General features: G+C 45.4%; 12 protein-coding genes and 1 tRNA gene. 8 read left to right on the top strand and 5 right to left on the bottom strand.

The annotated features are described in order from the left end of the window. Positions 1-289 precede the first annotated feature (289 nt). The 3 genes from QUB39_RS19475 (at position 290) to cheB (ending at position 6,044) form a co-directional block, all read left to right on the top strand. Positions 290-2,173: a methyl-accepting chemotaxis protein gene (locus QUB39_RS19475; protein ID WP_333056408.1), complete on the top strand. Its 1,884-nt coding sequence runs from the start codon at positions 290-292 to the stop codon at positions 2,171-2,173. 133 nt (positions 2,174-2,306) lie between these two features. Continuing rightward, entirely contained in the window at positions 2,307-4,802 is a 2,496-nt protein-coding gene (locus QUB39_RS19470) for a hybrid sensor histidine kinase/response regulator (protein ID WP_333056424.1), read from the top strand. 156 nt (positions 4,803-4,958) lie between these two features. Further along, entirely contained in the window at positions 4,959-6,044 is a 1,086-nt protein-coding gene (cheB, locus tag QUB39_RS19465; protein WP_333485136.1) for a chemotaxis-specific protein-glutamate methyltransferase CheB, read from the top strand. Between the two features lie 127 nt (positions 6,045-6,171). On the opposite strand, the gene QUB39_RS19460 is transcribed toward cheB, so the two are convergent. Then, positions 6,172-6,558 carry a response regulator gene (locus tag QUB39_RS19460; protein WP_015175702.1) on the bottom strand — a complete coding sequence of 129 codons (387 nt, stop codon included), beginning with the start codon at positions 6,556-6,558 and terminating at the stop codon, positions 6,172-6,174. A 777-nt stretch (positions 6,559-7,335) separates the two neighbouring features. On the opposite strand from QUB39_RS19460, the gene QUB39_RS19455 reads away from it, so the two are divergent. Then, positions 7,336-10,110 (top strand): GAF domain-containing protein, encoded by a 2,775-nt coding sequence (locus tag QUB39_RS19455; RefSeq protein ID WP_333485135.1) that lies wholly within the window; start codon positions 7,336-7,338, stop codon positions 10,108-10,110. A gap of 101 nt (positions 10,111-10,211) precedes the next feature. Beyond that, positions 10,212-10,283 (top strand) — tRNA-Gln (locus QUB39_RS19450). Between the two features lie 596 nt (positions 10,284-10,879). Here QUB39_RS19450 and QUB39_RS19445 read toward each other — a convergent pair. Next, a complete protein-coding gene (locus QUB39_RS19445) occupies positions 10,880-12,157 on the bottom strand; it encodes a serine hydrolase (RefSeq protein WP_333056406.1) in 1,278 nt (425 codons plus the stop codon). Between the two features lie 179 nt (positions 12,158-12,336). Between QUB39_RS19445 and QUB39_RS19440 the strand changes: the two genes are divergently transcribed. Next, positions 12,337-13,443, top strand: coding sequence for an N-acetylmuramoyl-L-alanine amidase-like domain-containing protein (locus tag QUB39_RS19440; RefSeq protein WP_333485134.1), 1,107 nt, complete (start codon positions 12,337-12,339; stop codon positions 13,441-13,443). Positions 13,444-13,725: 282 nt separating this feature from the next. On the opposite strand, the gene QUB39_RS19435 is transcribed toward QUB39_RS19440, so the two are convergent. Next, positions 13,726-15,081 (bottom strand): D-alanyl-D-alanine carboxypeptidase, encoded by a 1,356-nt coding sequence (locus tag QUB39_RS19435; RefSeq protein ID WP_333485133.1) that lies wholly within the window; start codon positions 15,079-15,081, stop codon positions 13,726-13,728. Positions 15,082-15,507: 426 nt separating this feature from the next. Next, positions 15,508-15,843, bottom strand: coding sequence for a ribbon-helix-helix domain-containing protein (locus tag QUB39_RS19430; RefSeq protein WP_039886507.1), 336 nt, complete (start codon positions 15,841-15,843; stop codon positions 15,508-15,510). 572 nt (positions 15,844-16,415) lie between these two features. Between QUB39_RS19430 and QUB39_RS19425 the strand changes: the two genes are divergently transcribed. Further along, positions 16,416-16,931 carry an HNH endonuclease gene (locus QUB39_RS19425; protein ID WP_333056402.1) on the top strand — a complete coding sequence of 172 codons (516 nt, stop codon included), beginning with the start codon at positions 16,416-16,418 and terminating at the stop codon, positions 16,929-16,931. 160 nt (positions 16,932-17,091) lie between these two features. Next, positions 17,092-17,490 carry an alr0857 family protein gene (locus QUB39_RS19420; RefSeq protein WP_333207818.1) on the top strand — a complete coding sequence of 133 codons (399 nt, stop codon included), beginning with the start codon at positions 17,092-17,094 and terminating at the stop codon, positions 17,488-17,490. Between the two features lie 110 nt (positions 17,491-17,600). Here QUB39_RS19420 and QUB39_RS19415 read toward each other — a convergent pair whose 3' ends face one another. Beyond that, the gene (locus tag QUB39_RS19415; RefSeq protein ID WP_333207820.1) at positions 17,601-23,417 is read right to left on the bottom strand and encodes a CHAT domain-containing protein; all 5,817 of its coding nucleotides are present in this window, start codon (positions 23,415-23,417) and stop codon (positions 17,601-17,603) included. Between the last annotated feature and the right edge of the window lie 433 nt (positions 23,418-23,850).

Here is a 23,850-nt window from a genome sequence, read left to right as displayed (position 1 = left end):
GCCAAATATATCCTTAAGAATGAAAGCAATTGCTTGGGCGATCGATTTCCCTACCATTCCAGCGATATTAACCGGAGTAATAACTTGTTTATGGGCAAATGCAAATAAAAACCTAATATCAAATCAGCAGTGTAGTGAGTTGTGAGTTATTATTAGGGGGTTGTTATTTTTTCTTTACTACCACTTCCCAATTCCCAATACTTCGGCTACCCGATCCTACAGTTTTCCAATTCCCTATACTTAGACTATGCGATCGTACAAGTTACCAGTAACCGATTCCCAGTAACCAATGATTAACAAATTTTTCCAAAAAATGCAGCACCGACTGTTGCTACTTCTAATTTTAAGTACCTTAATTCCCGTATCTATTGTTGGTTGGTATGGAATTTATTCTTCAACAGAAGCACTGCAAAAGTTAGCATTGATAACCCTTAGTGACAGTGTTAATTCTACCGCCAATCAAATGATTAACAAGTTTGAAAATCTGAGAGCAGATATTTTGTTTCTCCGCAAAACTCCCCCTGTTCAGGGAATGATTAGAGCCAGGGCAGGAAATGGAGTAGACAAACAAACTAATTCAACTTATAAAGATTGGGTTTATCGAATGCAGCTCACATTCTTATCCATGATGGAAGCTAAGCCATATTATGTGCAATTGCGTTACATAGATAACAGCGGTAAGGAGATAGTCCGCGTAGATTATGACGGCACAAATCTCCAAGTTATTCCAGATTCTCAACTACAAAATAAAGCAGACACAGATTACTTTTCGGCAACTATGAAGCTAAAACAAGGAGAAGTCTATGTGTCTTCCTTAAATCTGAATCAGGAAATGGGGAAAATAGAAATTCCTTACAAGCCAACAATTCGCTACGCAACTCCAATTTTTGATCCTAAAGGAGAAAGACAAGGCTTTATCATTACTAATGCCCTGGGTAACACTCTGCTCGATATGGTTAAAAAGTTCAATCCTGAACTATCAGACAAATCTTTTATCTTAAACCAAGATGGGTATTATCTGGCTCATCCCAATCCTAAAAAAGCCTGGGGACTTGAACTCAAAACTAAGGAAAATGTCAAAAATGATTATTCAGGAGACCTTGTTGCTAAAATACTCTCAGGTGGTCAGGGAAATATTGAAAATCGGGAGCTAGTGATTAGCTATAATACAGTCTTCCCCAGCAAACAAAATACCAATAAGTTTTTAGTAATTGTGGATACTTCACCCAAAAAATTGTTATTTTATTCCATCGATTCTCTTCAAAAAATAGCAGCGACGATAGCTATTGTTTCCCTGGCTGTGGTGCTGGGATTTGGATGGTTTTTTCTGCAACAAATTGTTGCTCTCATTCGGGGGCTGATTTACCAAATTTCGTCATTTTCAATGCAAATAGAATCTAATATGAACAGGCAAGAACAAATAGCAGATAGGCAATTTGTTTCGGTTAACCAAACAACTATAACTCTCGAAAATTTAGGCCGCTCTTCTCAGCAAACAGCCGAGCAAGCTGAGTCTGTTGCCGTTGCTGCTCGCCAAGCTTTAAATCTAGCAGAAGAAGGTACTACAAAGGTAGATCAAACTCTCAATCAAATGCTGAATCTTAGAGAAGCTGTGGTGGCAATTTCTAAGCAAAATCATCGACTAGACGACAGCACGAGTCAGATTGGCAATATATCGACTCTCGCAAGTTTGGTTAGCGATTTAGCCAGCCAAACTAATATGCTGGCTCTCAACGCTGCTGTTGAAGCAGTCAGAGCCGGCGAGTACGGTAAAGGTTTTGCGGTGGTAGCAAGCGAAATTCGTAAGTTAGCAGATGAAAGCCAACAAGCAGCACAAAAAATTAATGGTATTATTCCAGAAATTAAGGGTGCGATCGACTCCACGGTGAAAGCAACTGAAGATAGTCGCAAAACGGTTGCAGAAGGGGTAAAAACAGCACAAGATACGGCAGAAGCTTTTATGGGTGTGAGGGAAGCTTGCAATCTGGTGTTTGCTAGCAATCAGCAAATTTCATTTAATGTGAAACAGCAGGCGATCGCAATTCAGCAAGTAGGTGATGCGATGAGTTCTATGAAGGAATCAGCGTCTCAAACAGTAAGCGGCATTACTCAAGTTAAAATCGGTACTCAACAACTGACAGAAGCTGCATTTAATCTTAAAGAAGTAGTGTAGTCATTAGTCATTAGTCATTAGTCATTAGTCATTAGTCATTAGTCATTAGCAATCGACTGAGTATTCAACATAATTATCATTACCCATTACCCATGAGCAATGCTCAATTACTTATTACTAAAAAACATATATGATGATTGAAGATCAAGAACTTCGAGATGTATTTAAAGTTGCTAGTCAAGAACACTTACAAAAACTAGACGACGGATTGCTGTACTTAGAACAACATCCAAGCGACTTAGCTAAGTTAGAACAATTGTTGCGCGAAACCCATTCTCTTAAAGGTGATGCTGGGATGCTAGGCGTAAAAAATGTAGCATCTTTAGCTCATCAAATGGAGCATATTTTGGGTTCTGTCAAGCGGGGAGAAACTCAACTCAATTCCGATATTAGCGATCGACTTTCGCAAGGTTTAGACGCCATCCGCCAACTCGTTAACGAAGCAGTTACCGGCGAAGATTCCGGCATTAATACTTTTTACATCCTCGCTAGCATGATGGGTGCTTCTAGTCAGTTACAGCCACAGGCGGCCGCCTCAATAGTAGATTCCTCATCTTCACAAGTACCAGAACAACCGTTGGTAGAACCGCAATTTACTGAGCCTCCTACCCAACAACCAGAAACCAACGTTGAAAATTCAGAAGTCGTTAACTTAGAGAAGAATTCCTCTTTTTTACCCCTACAATCCCAGCCAGAATTTCCACTGCAAGCTCAAAACTTGCCTGCACCTTCTGATTCCGCCCCTGCGTCGGCGTCGCAGTCGGCAGTTACTGCATCCTCTACCTCATCTTACCGCATTGAAACCATTCGCGTTGCGACTCAAAATTTAGACGATTTAATGACTCAAGCAGGGGAACTTACTGTCACAAAAACTCGACTAGGACACCGAGTTGCAGAGATCGAAAAAATTACAACTTTGTGGGAAGAGTGGAGCCGAGAATATTTTGTAACTAGCTTGACTGTCGATCGGATGCAAATAGATGAAAACGGTATTAAAACCAACGGCAAATTTAGCCAATTGCAGGATTACTATCAACGTACAGAAGAACGTTTAGAACGTCTTGGAACTTTAGTAAACTGCTTGAGAAATCGAGTTTATGAAGATACTGCCAGACTCGAATTAATCGCTGAGGCATTAGAATCAGGAATTCGCACTCTGAGACTGTTGCCTTTGTCTACTATTTTTAATTTATTTCCTCGAACTGTTCGAGATTTAGCAAAACGGGAAGGTAAAGAAGTTGCCTTAGTGATTGAAGGAGGGGAAACTACAGCCGATAAACGCATTTTAGAGGAAATGAAAGACCCTTTAATGCACATGATTAGAAATGCGATCGACCACGGCATTGAAACTGTTGAGGAGCGGAAAAAACTAGGTAAACCTCCCGTGGCTACTCTCCGAATTAAAGGCTATAATATGGCTAGCAATATTATTATTGAAGTTGCTGATGATGGTCGGGGACTAAATTTAGAGAGCATTAAACAAACGGCGCTAAAACGTAATATTTGTACGCTTGAACAACTGGCAGAAATGACCGAAAATCAAGTACAATCTTTAATTTTTACTCCGGGTTTTTCGACCAAAAAATTTGTTACCGAAGTATCGGGGCGCGGGGTCGGATTGGATGTAGTTCGCACTAATGTTGAAGCCCTAAAAGGTAGTATTCAAGTAGAGTCTTTACCAGGAAAAGGATGCACTTTGAGGCTGCAAATCAGCACGTCTTTAGCTACAGCAAATGTATTAATTGTCATAGTTGAAGACATTCCTTATGCTCTGCCAGTCGAGTTTGTAGACACGGCACAACAGGTGTCTCAGTCTGAGATATTTGCTATAGAAGGTAAGGAAACTATACTTTCAAAGGGTCAGCCTTTGTCAGTTGCTCATCTGACAGATTTACTAGAATTAAATAATAAAAAACTGTGGCAAAAAAATCGGTATTTGAGACAGGAAACCGGGAGAGAAAATCTGAAGGAGAATAAAAACTACTTCCGAAATTCAAGTTCTTCAAAAATGCCTTGTATTGTTTTAAAAGTTGGGGAGGAAAGATTGGGATTATTTGTAGATGCTTTGATAGACGAACAGGATGTGGTGATGAAACCTCAAAGTCAATTGCTCAAACGGGTGCGAAATGTTTCTGGTGCCACAATTCTCGGTACTGGGGAAGTTTGTATGGTACTCAATCCCCACGATTTGATAAAATCTGTACGCCAGCAAGTTTCGTCTCGTGGGGTTGGGAGTGCGCGATCGCAACTTGAGACTGCCAGCAGAAAACAAGTTATACTATTAGCAGAAGATTCGATCGCCACGCGCACTCAAGAAAAGCGCATACTGGAAGCTGCAGGTTACGAAGTTGTGACTGCGGTAGACGGATTGGATGCTTTCCATAAATTGAAAACTCGCGATTTTGATGCTGTGATTTCTGACATACAAATGCCAAATTTAGACGGTTTGGCCCTGACTATTAAGATTCGCGAGCAAAAAGAATACAGTGAGTTGCCGATAATTTTAGTGACATCTTTGGCATCGGATGAAGATAAAAAAAGAGGTGCTGATGCGGGGGCCAATGCTTATATTCCTAAAGGTACTTTCAATCAAGATGTGTTGGTAGAGACACTAAAAAGGTTAGTTTAGTCATTAGCTATTTGTTGTTAGCTATTTGTTATTAGCTATTTGTTATTTACTACCAATTAGCAAAGCCCAATGCCCTGTGTCTAGTGAAAAATTCCCCGTGCATGGATGCCGAATTTATCATTTCCCATTCCCCATTCCCCATTTCCGAGCAAACTGATGTTGTTGCCCATTAAACTATTGTTAGTTGAAGATTCTCCAGTAGTTACCATCGTTCTCAAACGAATTTTTGAGTCCTCGCCAGACATCCAAGTTGTAGGAACTGCTTGCAACGGATTAGAAGGACTAGAATTAATTCCCAAACTTCAGCCCCAAGTAATCTGTACGGATTTGGACATGGCACCAATGAACGGGTTAGAATTTACCGAAGAAGTAATGAAGAAATATCCGCTACCAATTTTAGTAATTAGTGCTTCAGTGCAAGCGAATGATACTCAGAATGTATTTCAAGTGTTAAAGGCTGGTGCATTGGATGTTTTTCCGAAACCGATGGGCGGGTTGGTATCTGATTACGATCGCCTAGCTAATCAATTAATAGCTAAGGTGAAAATTCTCTCAGGAGTTAAAGTATTTACACGGCATCCAAAAAAGATACCTACTGAAGATCAAAATCAAATTGTAAAACTCAACCAAGCACCAGTTCCTAATTACAAATTTTCTAACGAAAATGTTAAATCTCCAACTATTAAAATATTGGCGATAGGGGCTTCTACAGGCGGACCACAAGCACTGTACGCGATTATTTCTAAACTTCCAGCTAGTTTTCCCGTGCCTATAATTTGTGTCCAACACATCAGTGAAGGTTTTTTGCAAGGATTAGTTGATTGGCTGGGTTATGAATCGAAACTGCCTGTTAAGATAGCTGCTTTTGGGGAATTGCCACAAGCAGGGACTGTGTATTTTCCTCCAGAAAAACGTCATTTAGAATTGGATTCTCAAGGGCGATTTATTTATTCAGAAGCTGCTCATGCTGCGGGACACTGCCCTTCTGTAACGGTGACATTTAAGTCGGTAGCTAATTTTTATAGTCGGGCAGCAGCGGGGGTTTTGCTGACAGGAATGGGTAGAGATGGTGCTGACGGAATGTTGGAGATCGCTAGACAAGGGGGGTTGACAATCGCCCAAGACGAGGCTAGCTGCATTGTCTTCGGAATGCCCAAGGAGGCGATCGCCCTCGGTGCCGCCCAATATGTTCTACCTGTCAGTGCGATCGCTCCCCTACTCCTGGCAAAATTAAAAATTTAGGACTTACCTCGCAAATAGTGCAGAATGCCCCGCCCCTCGACTTGTTAAAGAAGTCGAGGATCAGAGAGCGCGATCGCAACTTTTTACTTCATTAATTACTCAAAACTGATTTTTGTCCTAAGTCCGATTATTTGATTTTGATAAACTTACCAATTACCTCGCGCAACTTATCAGCATCAAACGGCTTAGTTAAATACTCTGTTGCTCCCGCCAAACGCCCCTGTACCTTATCAAAGGCTCCATCTCGCGCTGTCAGCATTACGATCGGCAAATTCTGAAACTGAGGCAAGCTCCGCACCGTGCGGCAGAGTTCCAATCCGTCAATACCAGGCATCGAAACATCCAGCAACAAAACCGAAATTTGTTCGTGATAAATCGTTGACAAAGCATCCACTGCATTGTCGGTTACGAGAACTCGAAACTCTTTGCTTAAGGCCTGTTTAACAAGTCCTTGCATCACGACGCTATCATCAACTGCCAAAATAGTTGGTACTTGACTGCTACTTGCAGACATATTCTTCTCCCTGTTTATTTATAGTTCTTGAAAATACAAAACATACTTCGTTCAGTTATTTTTTGAGAGTTGCCTCTACCCAATAATTGTCAACTCCGTTGGAGCGTTAGTTGAAACTTTACCCCTGTTTTTTTACCTCAAACTCGAAAAAAGGGATTGGGAGAGTGGTCGATCGGCAATTACAACAGTTGCAAAATGTGCATCCGGGGTCAAAAACCCTAAAAGGTCGAGTTTGAACAACTATTGTTACAAAGTTTAACATCTTACCAATTTTTTGTAATTCATCTCCTAACTGTAGTTGAACACTCGGCTAAGGCACAGCTCGGTAAAGGACACTGGTATTGTGGCACAAACCCCTGATTTAAATCTACCAGCAAGCCAGCTACCCACGATTAGAGAAGTCTGTTAAAATACAATTAAACTGATAAAAAAATTCTAGGTAAGCAATAGTCATATATTTTGGAAAGCTGCTTCCTCCCAACAGAGGGTCTTAGATTGAGAGAGTCCGAGGTATTCAAAAGCATAGTCAACTGGAAGTATAATTTATATAGTCTTAGATATGGGGTGCTCTAACTCCGATAACTCAAAAGTTTTCAGATCAGTCAAGAGGTTAGTCTGAATTCGGCGCAAGCAACCTGCGCCGAACTTGCGCCCCGAGTCTCCCAGCACAGAATTCATAGCTTGTTTTTCAAGGGAAGTATTGAGAAGGGCGGTTGCCAGCAACTAGACGGGCAGTTACACATGATGAAAGCACCCTTGCCTCTTGGTAAAAAAAAAGTGTTCAAGCTCCATAACATTGATTTGTATCAGCTTCTGGGATCTGATCCAGAGGCTTGCTTGGACAGTTTGGTCGGTTTGGCAGCTCAGATGAGCCGAACTCCTATTGCTTTCTTGAGCTTGATTGACGGTAATCGCCACTGGTTGAAGTCGCAGTTAGGTATCGATCGAACTTTGACCCACCGTTACCTGAATTTTTGCGCTCGCGCCCTAGACCCAACTCCCGAAGATTTCGCCCAGAGTTCAAACTCAAAGTCGGAATTTGACCGGGCAATTTCCCTGCAACAACCGCCCGTTGCTTCCGAATTTGCGATCGAACTTCCTATAAATTCCTTTAAAGAACTGCCTGCCGCCATTGTTAGAGACGCTTCCACAGATGTGAGATTTGGCGATCATCCGCTGATCGTTTTCTACCCCTTCGTGAAATTTTACGCCGGAATCCCAGTTGTCAGCTCTGAGGGGCAGGTGCTGGGAGTGCTATCCGTCATGGACTCGGTGCCGCGAGACTTGACAAAAGAAACGATAGAAGCTATGCAAGCTTTAAGTCGGCAAGTTGCGAGTTTGGTGGAGCTGCGCTGGCAATTAGTCAAAGCCCAGAAACAGTTGCCAGAGGTAGAAGATATCACCTCGGACAGCCCGCAAATCTCGGAGTTAGTTTCTGGCTCGAACCGATCGAGCTTGTCTGCGGTACCTACGCCACAGAGTAGCAGGACAATATACGGCACAAAAAACCTCCCGACGCTGGGGGAAACAGGCACATCTCAATATGTGTGGGAAGCTTCAGCGGGCATCGGGCGCGCGGACGATACCCAACAAATCCGAGAAATCGTTGCCGGCCCGGGCGACACATCCGATCGCCAACTGACGGCAGCGTCCCTACAAGAGCGAGCTCGCTTGGGAACCCTGCAAGCTAAAGTCGGTGCAGCCCTCGGACAAGGCGGGAAAATATCGGTCATCCTCAATCGCTGCACCGAGGCAATGGTAGAGTACCTCGACGCCACAGGGGCGAGCATCTGGACTTTCAACCAGCAGACAGAGCGGTTAGAATTGCAGGCCAATTCAGGACTTAGGAGCCAAGATTGGGCAAAAGAAATAGAAGATTGGGTGCCAACAGAAGTGGGAAAACTCCAAACGGCTCCTGTGTGTCTAATGTCGAACCCGTCTCTGTGTACCATTACCTATCCGTTGATTGTCGAAGAGCGGCTGGTGGGAGTGATGGCTCTGTGCAGTAGCGCTTTGGCAAGCGAGGGAGCGCTAGAAGTTCTGGGTTGCATTGCTAACGCCATCGCCGTGGCGATCGATCGCCACGCAGCCCGAGAAGAATTGTTGAGCCGCCGGGAAGGCCTGCTCTTCGGCCTCGCCAGCCAGATGCGGAATTCCCTAGACCTCGACAAAATTTTAGATACGGCTGTGAACGAAATTCGCAGCTTGTTGCAGGTTGACCAGTGCTACTTTTTGTGGTACTCCATCTCGCGAGACGGTCAGCCCAGCTTTGCAATTACCCACGAGGCGGCAAATCCCGAACTCAAAGAGCGGCTCACAGAATACCCGATCGAACAAGTAACGCTGCTGGCCGAGAAAATTAGCCACCGCCAAACGCTTCGGATCGGCGACGCTGCCACAGCACTGTGCATCGAACCGGCCACGCGAGCTTTTTTGAGAAGTATCGGGATTGTTTCTAACCTGCTGCTGCCGCTCAAGACTCGCTCCGGTCAAATGGGTGCTGTAGTTTGCAACCATTACAGCAGCCACCGTTCCTGGGCGACGAGCGAAGTGGAATTGCTGCAAGCGGTGGTGGATCAACTGGCGATCGCGATCGACCAAGCCGAACTCTACGCCCAAACCCGCGCTGCCGCCTTAGCCGCCCAAACTCAAGCCCGCCAACTGACGGAAACATTGCAGCAGTTGCAGCAGAAAGAAGCTCAGCTCATCCAAAACGAAAAAATGTCCTCTCTCGGTCAAATGGTCGCCGGCGTCGCCCACGAAATTAACAATCCGGTTAATTTTATTTACGGAAACTTGACTTATTGCAAGCAGTACATGAAAAATCTGCTGGATTTGCTGCACTTGTATCAAAAGCATTACCCCGAGCCTTGCCCCGAAATTCTCGACAAAAACGAAGAAATCGATGTTGAGTTCATAGTGCCGGATTTGCTGAAAATTCTGTCTTCAATAGAGATGGGAACTGAACGCATCCGCCAAATTGTCCTGTCTCTGCGGAACTTCGCACGGCACGACGAAGCAGAGATGAAGCCGGTGGACATTCACCAAGGGATTGACAGCACGCTGCTGATTTTGCAGAGTCGCTTGAAGTCAAACGGGCTAGTGCCGGGAATTGAGGTAATTAAAGACTACGGCGACTTGCCGAAGGTAGAGTGCTATCCCGGACAACTCAACCAAGTATTTATGAATATTTTGGCGAATGCGATCGACTCTTTGGAAAATCAGCCTCCACCCAAGACGATCAAAATCTCGACGGCGGTGGTGAACCCAGACTCGGAGGCTGATGAGTCAGGAAAGTCGAGGGGTCAAGTTGTGGTGATTCGGATTCAAGACAGCGGGCCCGGATTGCCCGAAAAAGCTAAATGCCACTTGTTTGACCCTTTCTTTACCACTAAACCTGTAGGCAAGGGTACGGGGCTCGGCTTGTCTATCAGCTACCAGATAGTGGTGGAAAAACACGGAGGAAGTTTGAAGTGTATCTCCGAACCTGGACAGGGAGCGGATTTCAGGATTGAAATCCCGGTAGCTCGCCCCCCTGCGATCAAAGAATAAACCTGCGGGCGATCGGTCTCAAAAAGATTTTTAAAATTTTCTTGTCAAAATGCTTGACAGATTCCTGTGTTTGAATGTTAAGATAGTGAAGGTTAAGACGTTGGGGCGTCGCCAAGTGGTAAGGCAGCGGGTTTTGGTCCCGCCATTCAGAGGTTCGAATCCTTTCGCCCCAGTTAAATTGTGTCCGGTCAATCAATTGTTGAACTCATTGTTTCTATTCTGACCAAGGGCGACGAGCGATTAAAAGGGCGGGTTTTTGAGATTGTCAATTGTTGGCAGATATTTTTCGTGAACCCGCCCCTACCGTATTAGGGGTAATCGAGCGGAAATAATATCATAGGATATCAGAAACCGGGTTTATTCCTGCGGGTTTTACCTAAAATCCTAGATTGGTGGTCAAGAAATTGGTTTTTTTGGTCGCCAGTTTCCATTTTTCGCAGAAACCGTTGTTTGTGCGTAAGATCACTTCTGACTGCGCCGGAATTGTATAGCAGAAGGAAGAAGGAAGAAGGAATAAAATCAATCGTTTCACCCATTAACAACGTCCTAACCGTCTTGGCGGTTGCTATAAAATCGAGTTAACATTCAACACTCATATCAAATCCGGTTGCATTGCAATGATTAAACCGCTGTTGACGCCGAGAATACAGAGGAAGAGAACAGAGAGATGAATAATTCCGATGCTACCGGATTTGAGATCAACCATCATTCAGTTTTTCGACTAACAGTCAACACTCAACAGTCAACAGTCAACAGGCCCTACTCCATATCACTGCAAAGTGCTGGGGCCACGAGCATTTAGCCGATCGAAAACGTATCGGGAAATTGCCGGAAATGCTGTTTCGTCCTTGGAATAAGCCGGATCGTCTGCGAAAACAACTAAGATATAAATCGCGCGATCGTCTAAAGTTCTGACAAAGGCCGCTTCGCTGCGGGATTTGGAAGTATAGCCTACTTTGGAACCAAAATAAATATTAGTTGGTAAAGATTCGCCAAGAAATCCTTTTATCGAATTGCTAGGGTCATTTTTCCATGCCTTGGGGTCTAAGTCTCTAGTCAGCAAGTAAGCCATTTTGCGACTGGCGACGCTGGAAACGGCTTGCCTCGTATAGATTTCATATATTAATCTTGCCGCTTGGTCGGTAGTTACTTGATTGCGAATCGGCACAGAAGCATCGCCCCGCAATTGCAAGTCGCGACCGATTGGCCCTTCTTGTCTTAAATAGTATATGGGATAATTTTTGGTGCTTATACGAAGATCATTGTAGCCGGCGGACTGGAAAAATGTGTTAATTTGAGTGCGCTTTTTCAGCCAGGTTTGCAACTCTTCTCCTGCGAGCCTGCCGCCGGATTTTGTATCTGTGATTTTGTCTAAAATTCGGCTAGCAGCATCGTTGTTGGAGACGCGAATCATTTGTTCTAGGTCGTTTTTAAATGCAGATTCTCTTTGCGTAATGATGCCTTTTTCTATGGCTGAGTAAAAGGCGGCCATCCAAAATAACTTGGCAACGCTAGCGGGAAATCGGAGAGTTTGATTTTGATATCCGGCAAAGGTGTGACTTTGGGAATTGCTGACATCAAATAAGGTAATTGATAGCCGTTCTGCGGGCATTCCTTTGGTGGTTGCAATCTTCACAGCTTCATCAACAATCCCTTGCAATTCTTGAGAGTAAACTGGATTGGGAGGTGTTTTTATGTTGTAGCTAAAGGTAGGCTCGCTTTGACGATCGGCTAAATTTTCCGATGGTTCAATTGTCGGAGGCGAGAGTGTTTCTTGAGGCGAGACGGCCTGTTGAGCCAAGATGACTGGTGGTTCTGGGGCGCGGCGAATTCTGAACGGTATTGTGACAATCCAACCGATCGCGATCGCCCCGGCAATTAAACACAGGATGTTACGGTATTTTAAGCGAGAAAATTTCGTCCTGACTCGACGACGGGATTTGACAGGAGGCTGGCTGCTTTGGCGTCGTGGCCCGATTGCGCCTAGGGGCTCTATTGGGCGTCGGGGGGAAATTGGGCGGGGGCGGCGTCGGCGTTCTACTTGCATTACAGTTTTGTGCTATCAAACTCGCACGATCAGTTTATAATAGGGCGGCATCTAAATGACAAGTGTATCGATCTAGTCCGCTGTTGCCAATTTTATCGGTCTACTAGGCTGATTGAGAATTCTAGTAATTGTAAAATTTTCAGGATAGCACTGAGTTGAAGCAAAATCCTTGGAAAAACATGAAAAATTTTTGGAGTCTGGCTGTTTTGGGATTTGCGATCGTCGGCGTGAATAATTCTTTGATACCTGATGTTTGGGCATTTCAGTCTCAATCTACTACGGGATATGTTGTCGATCGACAGACAGCAGCACAGGGCGCGGATCTAGCGTTTTCCTTGACGGGAGAAAGCGAAAATCTGGAATTAACAAACAAGCCAACTGTTTCCAGTTTTCCGAGTATGTTGTGGGACTTCAACAATTTAGCGGAAATTTCCTATTCCGAATTGCTGAAACTGCTGGCGAGACGATCGGACTCCAATAATACCGAGAGAGAAACCGTTGCACAGCCTGAAGACATAGCACGTTTTGAACAGGTTGTACAGTATGCAAAACAACAAAATTTGCACGATCGCTCGATGGGAGAAATCGTCCAGGCGATCGCCGATAACTTCCTAGGGAAGCCCTACGCCGCTGGCTTGCTGGACAAATCCGGCGAAGAAAAGTTGATCGTAACTTTGAATAAATTTGATTGCGTTTTATTTGTAGAAACCGTTTTGGCGATCGCCAGGGGCGTAGCAGTACAAGATTACGACTATCAAAACTTTGTAAATCGCATAGAAGAACAGCGGTATTTAAACGGTAAAATGAACGGTTATTGCAGCAGATTGCACTATTTTTCCGACTGGATTAACGACAATCAAAAACGGCAAACTGTGGAAAATATCACCGCCGAATTAGGCGGAGTGCCCATGAATAAAACACTAAATTTCATGAGTCAGCACCGCAGCAGTTACCCGCAAATGCTCAAAGACGAAGCAACTTATCAGTGCATAGTCAGCCAAGAAGCCGACTTAGCCAAAACTACTGTTAATTACATCCCCACAAATCGCATAAAAAGTGTTTATTCTCAGTTAAAACCAGGGGATATTGTAGCGGTAGCCACCGATGTTAAAGGATTGGATGTCACCCACACAGGTTTAGTCTACCGCAATGCGGACGGCAATATGGGTTTAATTCACGCTTCGCCGGCTGGGGAGGTAACAGTTGCTTACGACTTACAGAGATATATTAGCAGAGTCGAAAGTGCGATCGGCATAGTAGTCGCTAGGGCGAAAACACCTAATTAAATTAGTTTGTACTCCTAGGTTGCATCAGCTTGCATTATTTTAGCTGCCAATTCACAATTTCTGTACTGATATCAAATCCGGTAGCATCGTCCTGTATTCATCTCTGTATTCTCTCCCTCTGCGTTCTCTGCGCCCTCTGCGGTTAAATCATTCCGATGCAACCGGAAACGATATGACGCACCCTACCAAGTAGAGAAACCGGGTTTTTTGCCGAATTTGCGGATGGCAACCCGTCTTTTTGTAAAAAAACCCGGTTTCTGGGCCCCCATCGTCAGCCTCAAATCAATTGACAATTTCGCTGCGAGATACCTTACTCTTTCTAGCAGGATTTGGCGTTAATTCCGGCGGCGAAACTTGAACACTTCCCCACTCATTCAAAAAGCTTTTCAGCAAAACCTCTTGCTGAGTGCGAAATGTCTCGACATTTGCCCCTCCATTCATAATCACAAACCACACAGTTTCTTGTTTTTGAGTTGGCAAAGCTCCGCCCAAAGCGCTAACATTATCCAACGTGCCCGACTTGACCACTGCTAATTGGGGTAGCGGCCGTTCTGATAGTATTCCTTCATCTTTCCCAACTACAGTTAAGACATCAGCAATTGTCATGCTGTAAGGTTCAAGATAGCGTTCTAAAGCTATAAACAACGCGCAAGCAGCCCGGGGAGAAATGAGATTTTCTTCGCTCAATCCCGAACCGTTGACGAGTTGAATTTCTGCGGGAGGAACTCCGGTTGCTGCTGCTGCTTTTTGCGCGACTGTTTTAGCGCCACCGACAGTATCAGCTAGCATATCTGCCATGAGATTGTTGCTGTACTGATTCATTTTTTTGATCAGTTCAGCGAGGGGCAAAGAATAATGTTTGACTAAAGGCTGCACGTCATTGGGAGATGCTGACAAAACTTTTACAGAACCCTCAATTGCTATTTGGGGTTTCGGCGTATTTGGAGGCAGGGTTTGATACTGGGCGGCGGCTTCGCTGGGCCAGATTTGACTGTTCAATCCTTGTTTGAGCAATTCTCCCGATTTGAGGGGATCAAGTTCAAAGTTCATGTAAAACTTATCGACAATTATCAAATTGCCACTGACTCGCTTGATCCCTTTTTGACTTAAGGCGTTACCAAGGGCGATCGCCTCTTCCCAGACAAACAACGGATCGGCGTTTCCCTGTATAATTAAATCGCCTTTTAATACGCCGTTTTCAATTTTTCCAGTTGTACCAATTAAGGTAATAAATTGATGTTCCGGCCCGAATTGTTGCAGCGCTACGAGAGATGTTGCTACTTTGGTAATAGAAGCGGCTGACAGAGGAACGGTACCTTGATGATTGGCTAGCAAAGTATTGCCAGATTGCATCCAGACGCCTTGGTTTTCTTTGGCAAAACCTTGGGCGGCCAACTCGTTGAGATATTGCTGGATTTTGGTATTTGTGGGGGTTTCGGGATTGGTAGCAGAGACTATTAATGGCTGCTGAGGCTGACTTGGTTTAACCGGCGGCGGGGAGGATTCAGCTACAGGAGAGGGAGATGCAAGTTGAGCTGATTCAGTAGCGGCGCATCCGGCAATAATTGTGAGAAGGGCGATCGAACTCGCAGCAGTCAAGTAGCGGTTTTTCAGCATTACTTTAATTTTTTTCATCATAATGTACGATCGTCTGTTCGGCACGCCCGATGGAAAGTTTAGCATTCTTCTCGCGCGTGGGGCGAGCCTCCGGATCTGCATTACCAAACTCCCGAACCGCTAAAATTGCCTATCTTCTTCCTTCTCCATCTTTCTTCGCGCACTTCGCGTCTTCGCGGTTGGTTAAATAGAGATTGTTTAAAGACTGCGGAATTTTATACCAATAGTCCGGACTGTTTTTAGTTCGTAGTCTGAAACCCTCGATTTTTCGTTGGTATCTCGATTGCCTTGGAGCCGGGAAACCCTTATTCTACGGTTGGTAATCAAAAACTGTTTGAAGTATTGAAATCTAAAATCTAAAATCTAAAATCTAAAATAGTCTGATCTTCAGCGCCTGGGGCCTTCACCCCAGGCCGATCGCTCTCACAAATTTAAGGGTAAACTGGTTTATCCGGCCATACTCCCTATACTCAGCGGCACCATTTCGCCGTGCATCGTCAGGCCTAATAACATCGGGCCGCCCGGTCGGATCAACTCTCCTGTAAGCGCGCAGCGTTCCTCCTGCTGTGCTGTGGCATTAATGCTAGCTCGAATATCCGATCGAGAAAACATCTGCCGATACTCTCCAGACTTCTGCTGCACGTAATTCCAGAGCAAATCTCGAATTAAAGCTTGATAGCCTTGATTGCCCGCGAGCTCTTTAAGTCTCTCCTTGAGCTCTCTTTCGAGTCGAATGCTGGTGACTTCCATTTCGGTGGTTGAGGTTCTAGGTAGGGTATGCATAATTTTTTCTCCGTGACGGGTGGACATATGTGTAATATCAGTGTAGTATGTTTACAGCTAGATTGAAAGCCTCTTAACCACCTTCTGCCGACTTTGAAATTTCTCCCCACCTACTCCACCTATCAACTGAAGTGCGATCGCCCCACGGGTCGCTCAGAGTCGTCACGGCACGTCTTTAGCAATGGTTTTGCGACTGTTGCAGCGACTTCGTGGGCGGGCTTGGGCCTAATAAAACCTGGTTATAGTGGATTAGGACAAATTGCAGAAATTAATGACAACGAGGTAGACCGGGACGGTCTGCAAGTGGCACAGCCATATCGAGAGAGGCGAAGCGGGAGGTACAGCTAAACTACTGTACCAAGACAGGATGAAAATTTGCATGAAAGCAGTTTTTCTGGCCCCCGCTTCTCTCGTAAGAGAAGCGGGGGCATTTTGATTGGATATTTGAGAAATTCGATCGGCTTGGGGAACTGGGAAAAAACCAGATGTAGCCAATGCTGACGAAGCAAGCAAGATTCAAAATCTAAAATCTAAAATCTAAAATCCAAAATCCAAATGAGGAGGAGCAAGCCGTGACCGTAGTAACTGATGTATTGAGGCAATCTGTGGTGGTATTTTCTCAGAATTACCTACCGATGAGCCGTGTCAACATCAAACGGGCGATCGTACTGTTGGTAACAGGCAAGGCTGAACCTCTTGATTTTAGCATTGGCAACGGCTGGCTGGTACGATCGCCCAGCACCAGCATCCACGTACCCGAACAAATCCGCTTGACTTTTGGTAACAGGGAACGCCTGTGGAAAGTGCCCCCGGTCAATCGCCGGGAAGTTCTGCGCCGCGATGCTCATTCTTGCCAATACTGCGGTAGCAATCGGCATTTGACGCTGGATCACGTGATGCCTCGATCGAAGGGCGGCCCGCATACTTGGGACAATGTGGTGACGGCTTGCGAACGGTGCAACTCTCGTAAGGGCGATCGAACTCCCGTAGAAGCTGGAATGTCTCTGCGAACTAAGCCGAAAGCCCCCATACACCCCACTGTTGCTTTTGCCGAACTGTTTTGGCACGAATATCAAATAGGGGAATAGGGCATGGGAAGAATTTTAGATTTTAGATTTTAGATTTTAGATTTTAAATTGATGCGTAATGCTCATCTAAAATCTGCCCTAAATCCCAATTCCAAATTCCCGATCGCCAATTTTCAATTACCAATTTTTAACTTTCAATTCCAAATTTAGGGCTGTCAATATGCTGAAGTTGACTTACACTGAAACGGGCTTTAACCTCGAGCGTTTGGCTCAATCTCCCGAACAGTTAGTGGCGCTGCGAGTTGTGCTGGCTATGCGAGTTGGTCAAAGCATCAGCGTCGAACCGAGCACTGCGGCATTTTTGCTGCCCGCGAATTTGCCGGCGCTGTCTCTGTTGGAATCTGAGGCGCGCCGAAACGACAATGATGCGATCGAGCTTTGTGTTGCTGATGCTGACTTTGTAGAAGTGACTCTGCGCGGTACGTGGATTTCTGATGCGTCTGAGGGGGCCCAGGGCGTGTTTGCGACTGTGTTGGGCGATCGGGCAGAGCTCTTGCTGCTCAAACTCTGGCTGGAAACTCAGGCTGCTGCGGAGGTTGTCGGGGAAGTCGGCGATTAATATCGGATGTGGAAGGAAGAGGGAAGAAGGAATAGGGAAGAAGCAAGAAGGAAATATTTTCTTCATATCGCACTCCCCCACTTTCTCCCCCTCTCCCGCCAGAAGCGCACTCAATTCCATTCTCCTTGCAGCCCAAAAGCAGCCCAATAATAAGGAGATTGCCATTCTGGAAGCTGTAGCACTTCGATTTGCGCCGATCGCAATGCCGCAGCAGGCGCCAACTTATCTTGGAGCATTTTTTTGTAAAATCGTGTCATCAACTCAGAAGTTACTTGATCCTCAACACTCCACAGAGAAACCACCACACGCGGCGCACCCGCATACATAAACCCTCTCGTCAAACCCACCAACCCTTCTCCTTTAACATCTTTTCCCAAACCCGTCTGACACGCACTCAGCACCACCAATTCAGCCGGTAAATTGAGATTAAAAATATCATTCAGTCGCAAGTAGCCATTTTGTAACGTACCTTTCTCATCAACCAAAGAAAGCACCAATCCCGATAATTCTGGATGTTTGCTATTAGCAAATCCGTGCGTAGCGAAATGAACAATGCGATATTGAGATAAATCAGGATCGGTTGCCGTGGTACGATTAGCCATAAAGTCAAACGCTTGTTTTTCCAAATCATCCGGTACCAAAGCCAAGATTTGCTCAGCTTCAGTTCGCGAGAAAGGTAGGCGAGTCCAATAAATGTTAGCCTCAGAGGCTGATCTCTGTAATTGTTGCGCTTCCACTGGCAGATTTTCAACAGTTTGATTCTTCGCTACAGAGGATGTACTCGTGCCTTTGAGCCGTTCATCGTCAGTGCTAAAAACTGGATCTGCAAACAAGGCGATCGCCTTTGGAGCCGGTTCACGAGTCGCCATATCCCGCCGCAGAATTGCTAAAGTTGAAGCAGAAGGCAGATTAACAATTTCATGCTTAACTATTAGCGGCGCTTCAGATTTTTCCAGAGTAAGGGCGCCAAAAGGAATGTATTGCAAGGCTCCATCCGCAACAATTAGCAAGCGCTTGTTGCCCAACTCAGAAGCAACCGGAGCGAGGATCGTTTGGCTCAGAAGTGCAGCAGATTCAGCAACCATTTGAGGAGAGGTTCTCGTGGTCTCTTTGGTTAAAGTATCGCGGAAATTCTTAGCCGTAGCTTCAATCTCGGTGCGAGAAGGGAGTTCGTAACTGGTGAAAGAAGTTTTCGTCACCGCCCACAAATAACTGCGCTCCTCACCCAGAGAATATTCTAAAAGTAGCGTATTGTCATCGAGTACCTGTTGTTGAATTTGTGGCAAGTTGAGAGGTTCGGGATATTTGAGGGCAGCGTAACGAGGACTGCTAGCGCGAATTTTAGCTTCTATTTGAGCAAGTTCCTTGAGAATCGTATCGATTTTTTGTTGAATTTCATTCACAGCTTCTTGGGTAGATTTAGCGATGACAATTTGGTATTTGCGAGTCTGAAAATCACTAAGTTGTTGTTGCAAATTTTGTTCTTGGGCTAGCAGTTGCGAGTCAACACCTTGGCGAATATTTGCGCTGGCTTCGCTAAGGAGTTCAAGCAGACTGCGGGCACGGGCACGTTCGCTAGCATGAAAGGCTTGTGCGTCGTAACCTTTATCGGGATTTTTCAGGTGCAGTTGCATCAACAAATCGATGTAAAACTGGTAATAATCTTGGTTGCGGGCAAAGTAAGACTGCCGCAGTTCTTGGCTACCGATTTGAGTGCGGAGGTTTTCAATAATATTAATTGCGGTTTCGATTTCGGTTTGGGCAACTGTGAGGTTATTTTGTTGGCGGTTTAAGATGGCTTGATTGTAGATGATGTGCGCTTCTTCTGTTTTGTAACCGAGTTGTTGGGATAGAGATAAAGCTTGGTTATAGTTTTCAATGGCGGTAGAACTTTGCCCTAAAGCAGCTTGTATTTTCCCCATTTGATTGAGGACTGTGGTTTCTTTTACTTTGTCGTTTAGGTGTCGGGAGATGCTCAGGGCTTGGTTGTACGCATTCAGGGCAGTTGACCATTCTTTTGAAGCGATGTAGGTGCTACCAATGCCAGTTAAGGCAGTAGCTTCTACTGCTAAATTACCTGCGGGTCGAGAGATGACTAGGGCTTTGTTGTAGGAGTCTAGGGCATTTTTCCAGTTTCCTGTAGCAGCGTGAATATTACCAATGTTGTTGAGGGTGTTGGCGACTGTCGCTTGGTCATTTAATTGATAAAATAAGGGCAACGCTTGGTTATAGTAATCCAGGGCTGTTTTCGGGTCAGCTAAATCAGTGTAAAGTTGACCGAGACTGTTGAGTAGGGCTGCTTGTTCTGTTTTAGCACCTGCTTGTTTTGATAATGGCAACGCTTGATTGTACGAGTCTAAGGCAGATTGAAATTGTCCGAAATTGACGTAAATCTTACCAATGGATAAGAGAGTCTGTGCAGCTTGGGCGTAGTTTCGCTCTGCACGATAGAGTGCGAGGGCTTCTTCTAACTTTTGAAGTGCGAGTTGTCTAGATTCGGCGGTTTCTTGGCTAGACAGTTGATTTCCCTTGAAAAATGCGACTTCAGCCGCAGAAACTTTGATTCCGGTGGCGATATCCCAGACACGGGCGGTTCTATCCCGACTAGCAGTCAGAATTTGGCGACCATCTGGGCTAAATACGGCACTTTCGACACTATCTTCATGTCCTCGGAAGATTGCTAACAAATTGCCTTGGTTATCCCACAGGCGGGCGGTTTTATCCTCACTAGCGGTGAGAATTTGGCGACCATCAGGACTAAATACGGCGGTGTTGACAGAACTGTCATGATCTCGGAATATGGCTAACAGATTGCCTTTGATATCCCATAGCCGGGAGAGTCTATCCCCACTGGTGATTAAAATTTGCCGACCATCCGGGCTAAATACGACGCTGCTGCTAGAACTAGAGCCTTTCTCTACATCCTTCTGCCCCCGAAACTCTGCTAGGAGATTGCCTTGGGTATCCCACAGACGAGCATACCCGTGGGAATCATTGCCGAGGGTAAGGATTTGCCGGCGATCGGGGGTAAAGATGGCATTATCAACCCACTCATGCCCCCGAAACTCTGCTAGGAGATTACCTTGGGTATCCCACAGACGGGCGGTTTTATCCGAACTGCTGGTCAGGATTTGAGTTCCATCTGGACTAAAGACTAGGGTGTTGACTTGATACTCATGCCCCCGAAACTCAGTCAGGAGATTTCCTTTGGTATCCCACAGACGGGCGGTACTATCTATACTAGCAGTGAGAATTTGATTCCCATCTGGGCTAAATACTGCCCTTGTAACAGAACCCTTGTGTCCTTGGAATTTTGCCAGGATATTACCTTTGATATCCCACAAGTAGGCAGTTTCATCACCCACTGCAAGGATATGTCGGCTATCGGGGCTAAATACTGGTCTGGAGAGCCTTTCTTTAGAAACTTGAAACTGGGTTAGAAGATTGCCGTTGGTATCCCACAGGTGAACCACTTTCTCGGTCGTGGTAAGAATATGGCGACTATCCGGGCTAAATACCGCACGCTGGACTTCCTGGTTCTCCTGTAACTCTGCCAGTTGAGCGTTATTTTGGGACAAGCTTTCCTGAAAGGTTTGTAGGGCAGCCATTTGCTCGGCTTGGGCAGTAATTGCCACTGACACATCCCACAACCGGGCAGTGCCTTCATTACCAGCAGTGAGAATTTGCCGACCATCTGAGCTAAAGACTGCACTGTGAATGGCACCTTCATGTCCCCGAAACACAGCTAAGAGATTACCTTTGGTATCCCACAACCGGGCGATTCCAGGGCCGAAAGTCTCACTGCTGGTCGTGAGAATTTGCCGGCCATCGGGGCTAAAAATTGCACTTCCAAGATGTGTTTCATCTACCCGAAACTCTGCTAAGAAATTGCCTTTTGTGTCCCACAGGCGAGCAGTTTCATCATTACTGGTCGTGAGAATTTGGCTGCCATCTGGGCTAAATACGGCGGTTTCCAGTCCCCGTTTGTGTCCTCGGAACTCAGCCAAGAGATTACCTTTGAGATCCCACAGACGGGCAATTTCATCATCACTTGCTGTCAAAAATTGACGACCATCGGGGCTAAAAACGACACTTTTGACGGCCTTCTCATGTCCGAGTGGGAATTCGGCTAAGAGATTACCTTTGGTATCCCACAATCGGGCAATTTTATCCTCACTGGCGGTGAGAATTTGGCTACTATCGGGACTAAATGTTGCACCGTTAACCATCCACTGCAATTCTTCTATGTCCTCAACTTTCCTGGGTACGCGCAACTCAGTGAGGAGATTACCTTGGCTATCCCACAAGCTAACCGGATAGCACTGACAATCGGTGGGGAGGATTTTGCTACCATCCGGGCTAAATACTGCATTGATGTGACTGCCCCCTTGCAATACAGAGAGAAGATTGCCTTTGTTATCCCACAAACGGATGTTCTCACCATTGGTGGTGAGGATTTGACTCCCATCTGGGCTAAATATGGCTCGATAGACGCCTTCTTCATGTCCTTTAAACTCTGCCAGGAGATTGCCTTTAAGATCCCATAATCGTGCCGTTTCATCTCGACTGGCGGTGAGAATTTGCCGGCCATCGGGACTAAAGACAGCACTGCTGACCAAACTTTCATGTCCCCGAAATATTGCCAGTTGAGCATTATTTTCAGACACACTTTCTAGAAGGGTTTCCCTAGCAACTATTTGCTCAGATTCAGCAGCAATTGAGGCTGAAACGTCCCACAAACGAGGCACGCGATCCCACCCGAAGGTGAGGATTTGCTTACCGTCTGGACTAAATACTGCACTCACTGCACTCTCATGTCCCCGCAACTTTGCTTTGAGATTGCCTTTGGTATCCCAAATTTGAGCAGTTCCATCTCGACTACTGGTTAGAATATGCCGGCCATCGGGGCTAAATCCTTGGACACCCCAGCGATAAACTTTATGTCCCTGGAATTCTGCTAAAAGATTGGCTTTAGTATCCCAAACCCTGGCTGTATCGCTACTAGCGGTGAGGATTTGCCGACCATCGGGACTAAATTCTGCACTGTAAACCGACTCTTTATGCCCCTGAAACACGGCTAACCCATTACCTTGGGTATCCCACAGACGGGCAGTTTTATCTGCACTAGCCGTGAGGATTTGGCTACCATCGGGACTAAATTTTGCATTAATGACACTATCCTTATGCCCTTGAAACTCTTTGAGAAGATTTCCGTTGATATCCCACAAGTAAACAATTCCATGGGAATCGACAGAAAGGATTTGGCGACCATCCGGGCTAAATACAGCTTTTGAGGAGACTAATCCGCCACTTGTTATCTTTTGATGACCTTGGAACTCAGCGAGGAGATTGCCGTTGATATCCCACAAATGAAATTTATCCCTAAAACCGGCTCGCTCGGAAAACCGACTAATGGTGAGAATTTGCCGGCTATTTGGACTAAATACGGCATTTATGACTTTATCGCCATTCTCAACCCCTCGGAACTCTTTGAGGAGATTGCCTTTGAGATCCCACAGGCGGATGGCTTCATACTCAGTAATGGTCAGAATGTGCTGGCTATCGGGGCTAAAGATAGCACGTCTGACTTCTTTGTCATGACCTCGAAATACCGTTAAATGATTGCCATTAATATCCCATAGACGGGCAGTTTCATCCTCACTCGCCGTCAAAATTTTACTGCCATCGGGGCTAAAGACAGCACTGGTGAGATCCGCCTCATGTCCTAAAAACACGGCGAGTTGTCCAGCAAATGCTTGTACTGGTTGTTTTATTCCTGATGGGTTAAGGTTTTCTGTTGTTGATGACTGAGACACTCTGGTAGTTCTGGGTTGGCCGCTGATGGGGATGCTGTAGGTGGTAGCGAATACAACTCCTATCACCAGAGGGAGACAGCGATGCACTTTTCGGTATTTATCTGGCAGCATAATTGTTTTTTGGGAGAGTTAAGAATTGGGAGAGGGGGGTCAACTAAACCTTTCTCTAGCGAATCCGTAAAAGCCAAAAGCTATAGTTTCTTTTTGGATAGGCAAATCTGCTTAGCGTTGGCTCATTTTTTACCGAGGTGATTAAAATTAAGATTGGCTGGGCGTTAGTTGTCAAAAAAAAATATTTATGTTAAAGAGAAACTCTATCATTTTTTATAATCTTTGTCTGTCATTGGCTGCGTCAACGGTGAGGAAAAGACTTTAAGGGATGTAACTTGAATCGGCGGCGGGGCGTTGGCTCGTCGATGTTATTATCTTTTGACCCACATCTGCGGAATGTGGGTTTTATGAACAGGCAAGATGCCTGTTCCACAAGAAAATTTATATTTTGTGGAACAGGCATCTTGCCTGTTGCTGACAATGATGCCAGATA

Origin of the sequence: Microcoleus sp. AT8-B5 (assembly GCF_036705565.1) — a bacterium.
Classification (GTDB): domain Bacteria; phylum Cyanobacteriota; class Cyanobacteriia; order Cyanobacteriales; family Microcoleaceae; genus Microcoleus.
This window is presented reverse-complemented; position numbering and strand designations above follow the sequence as displayed.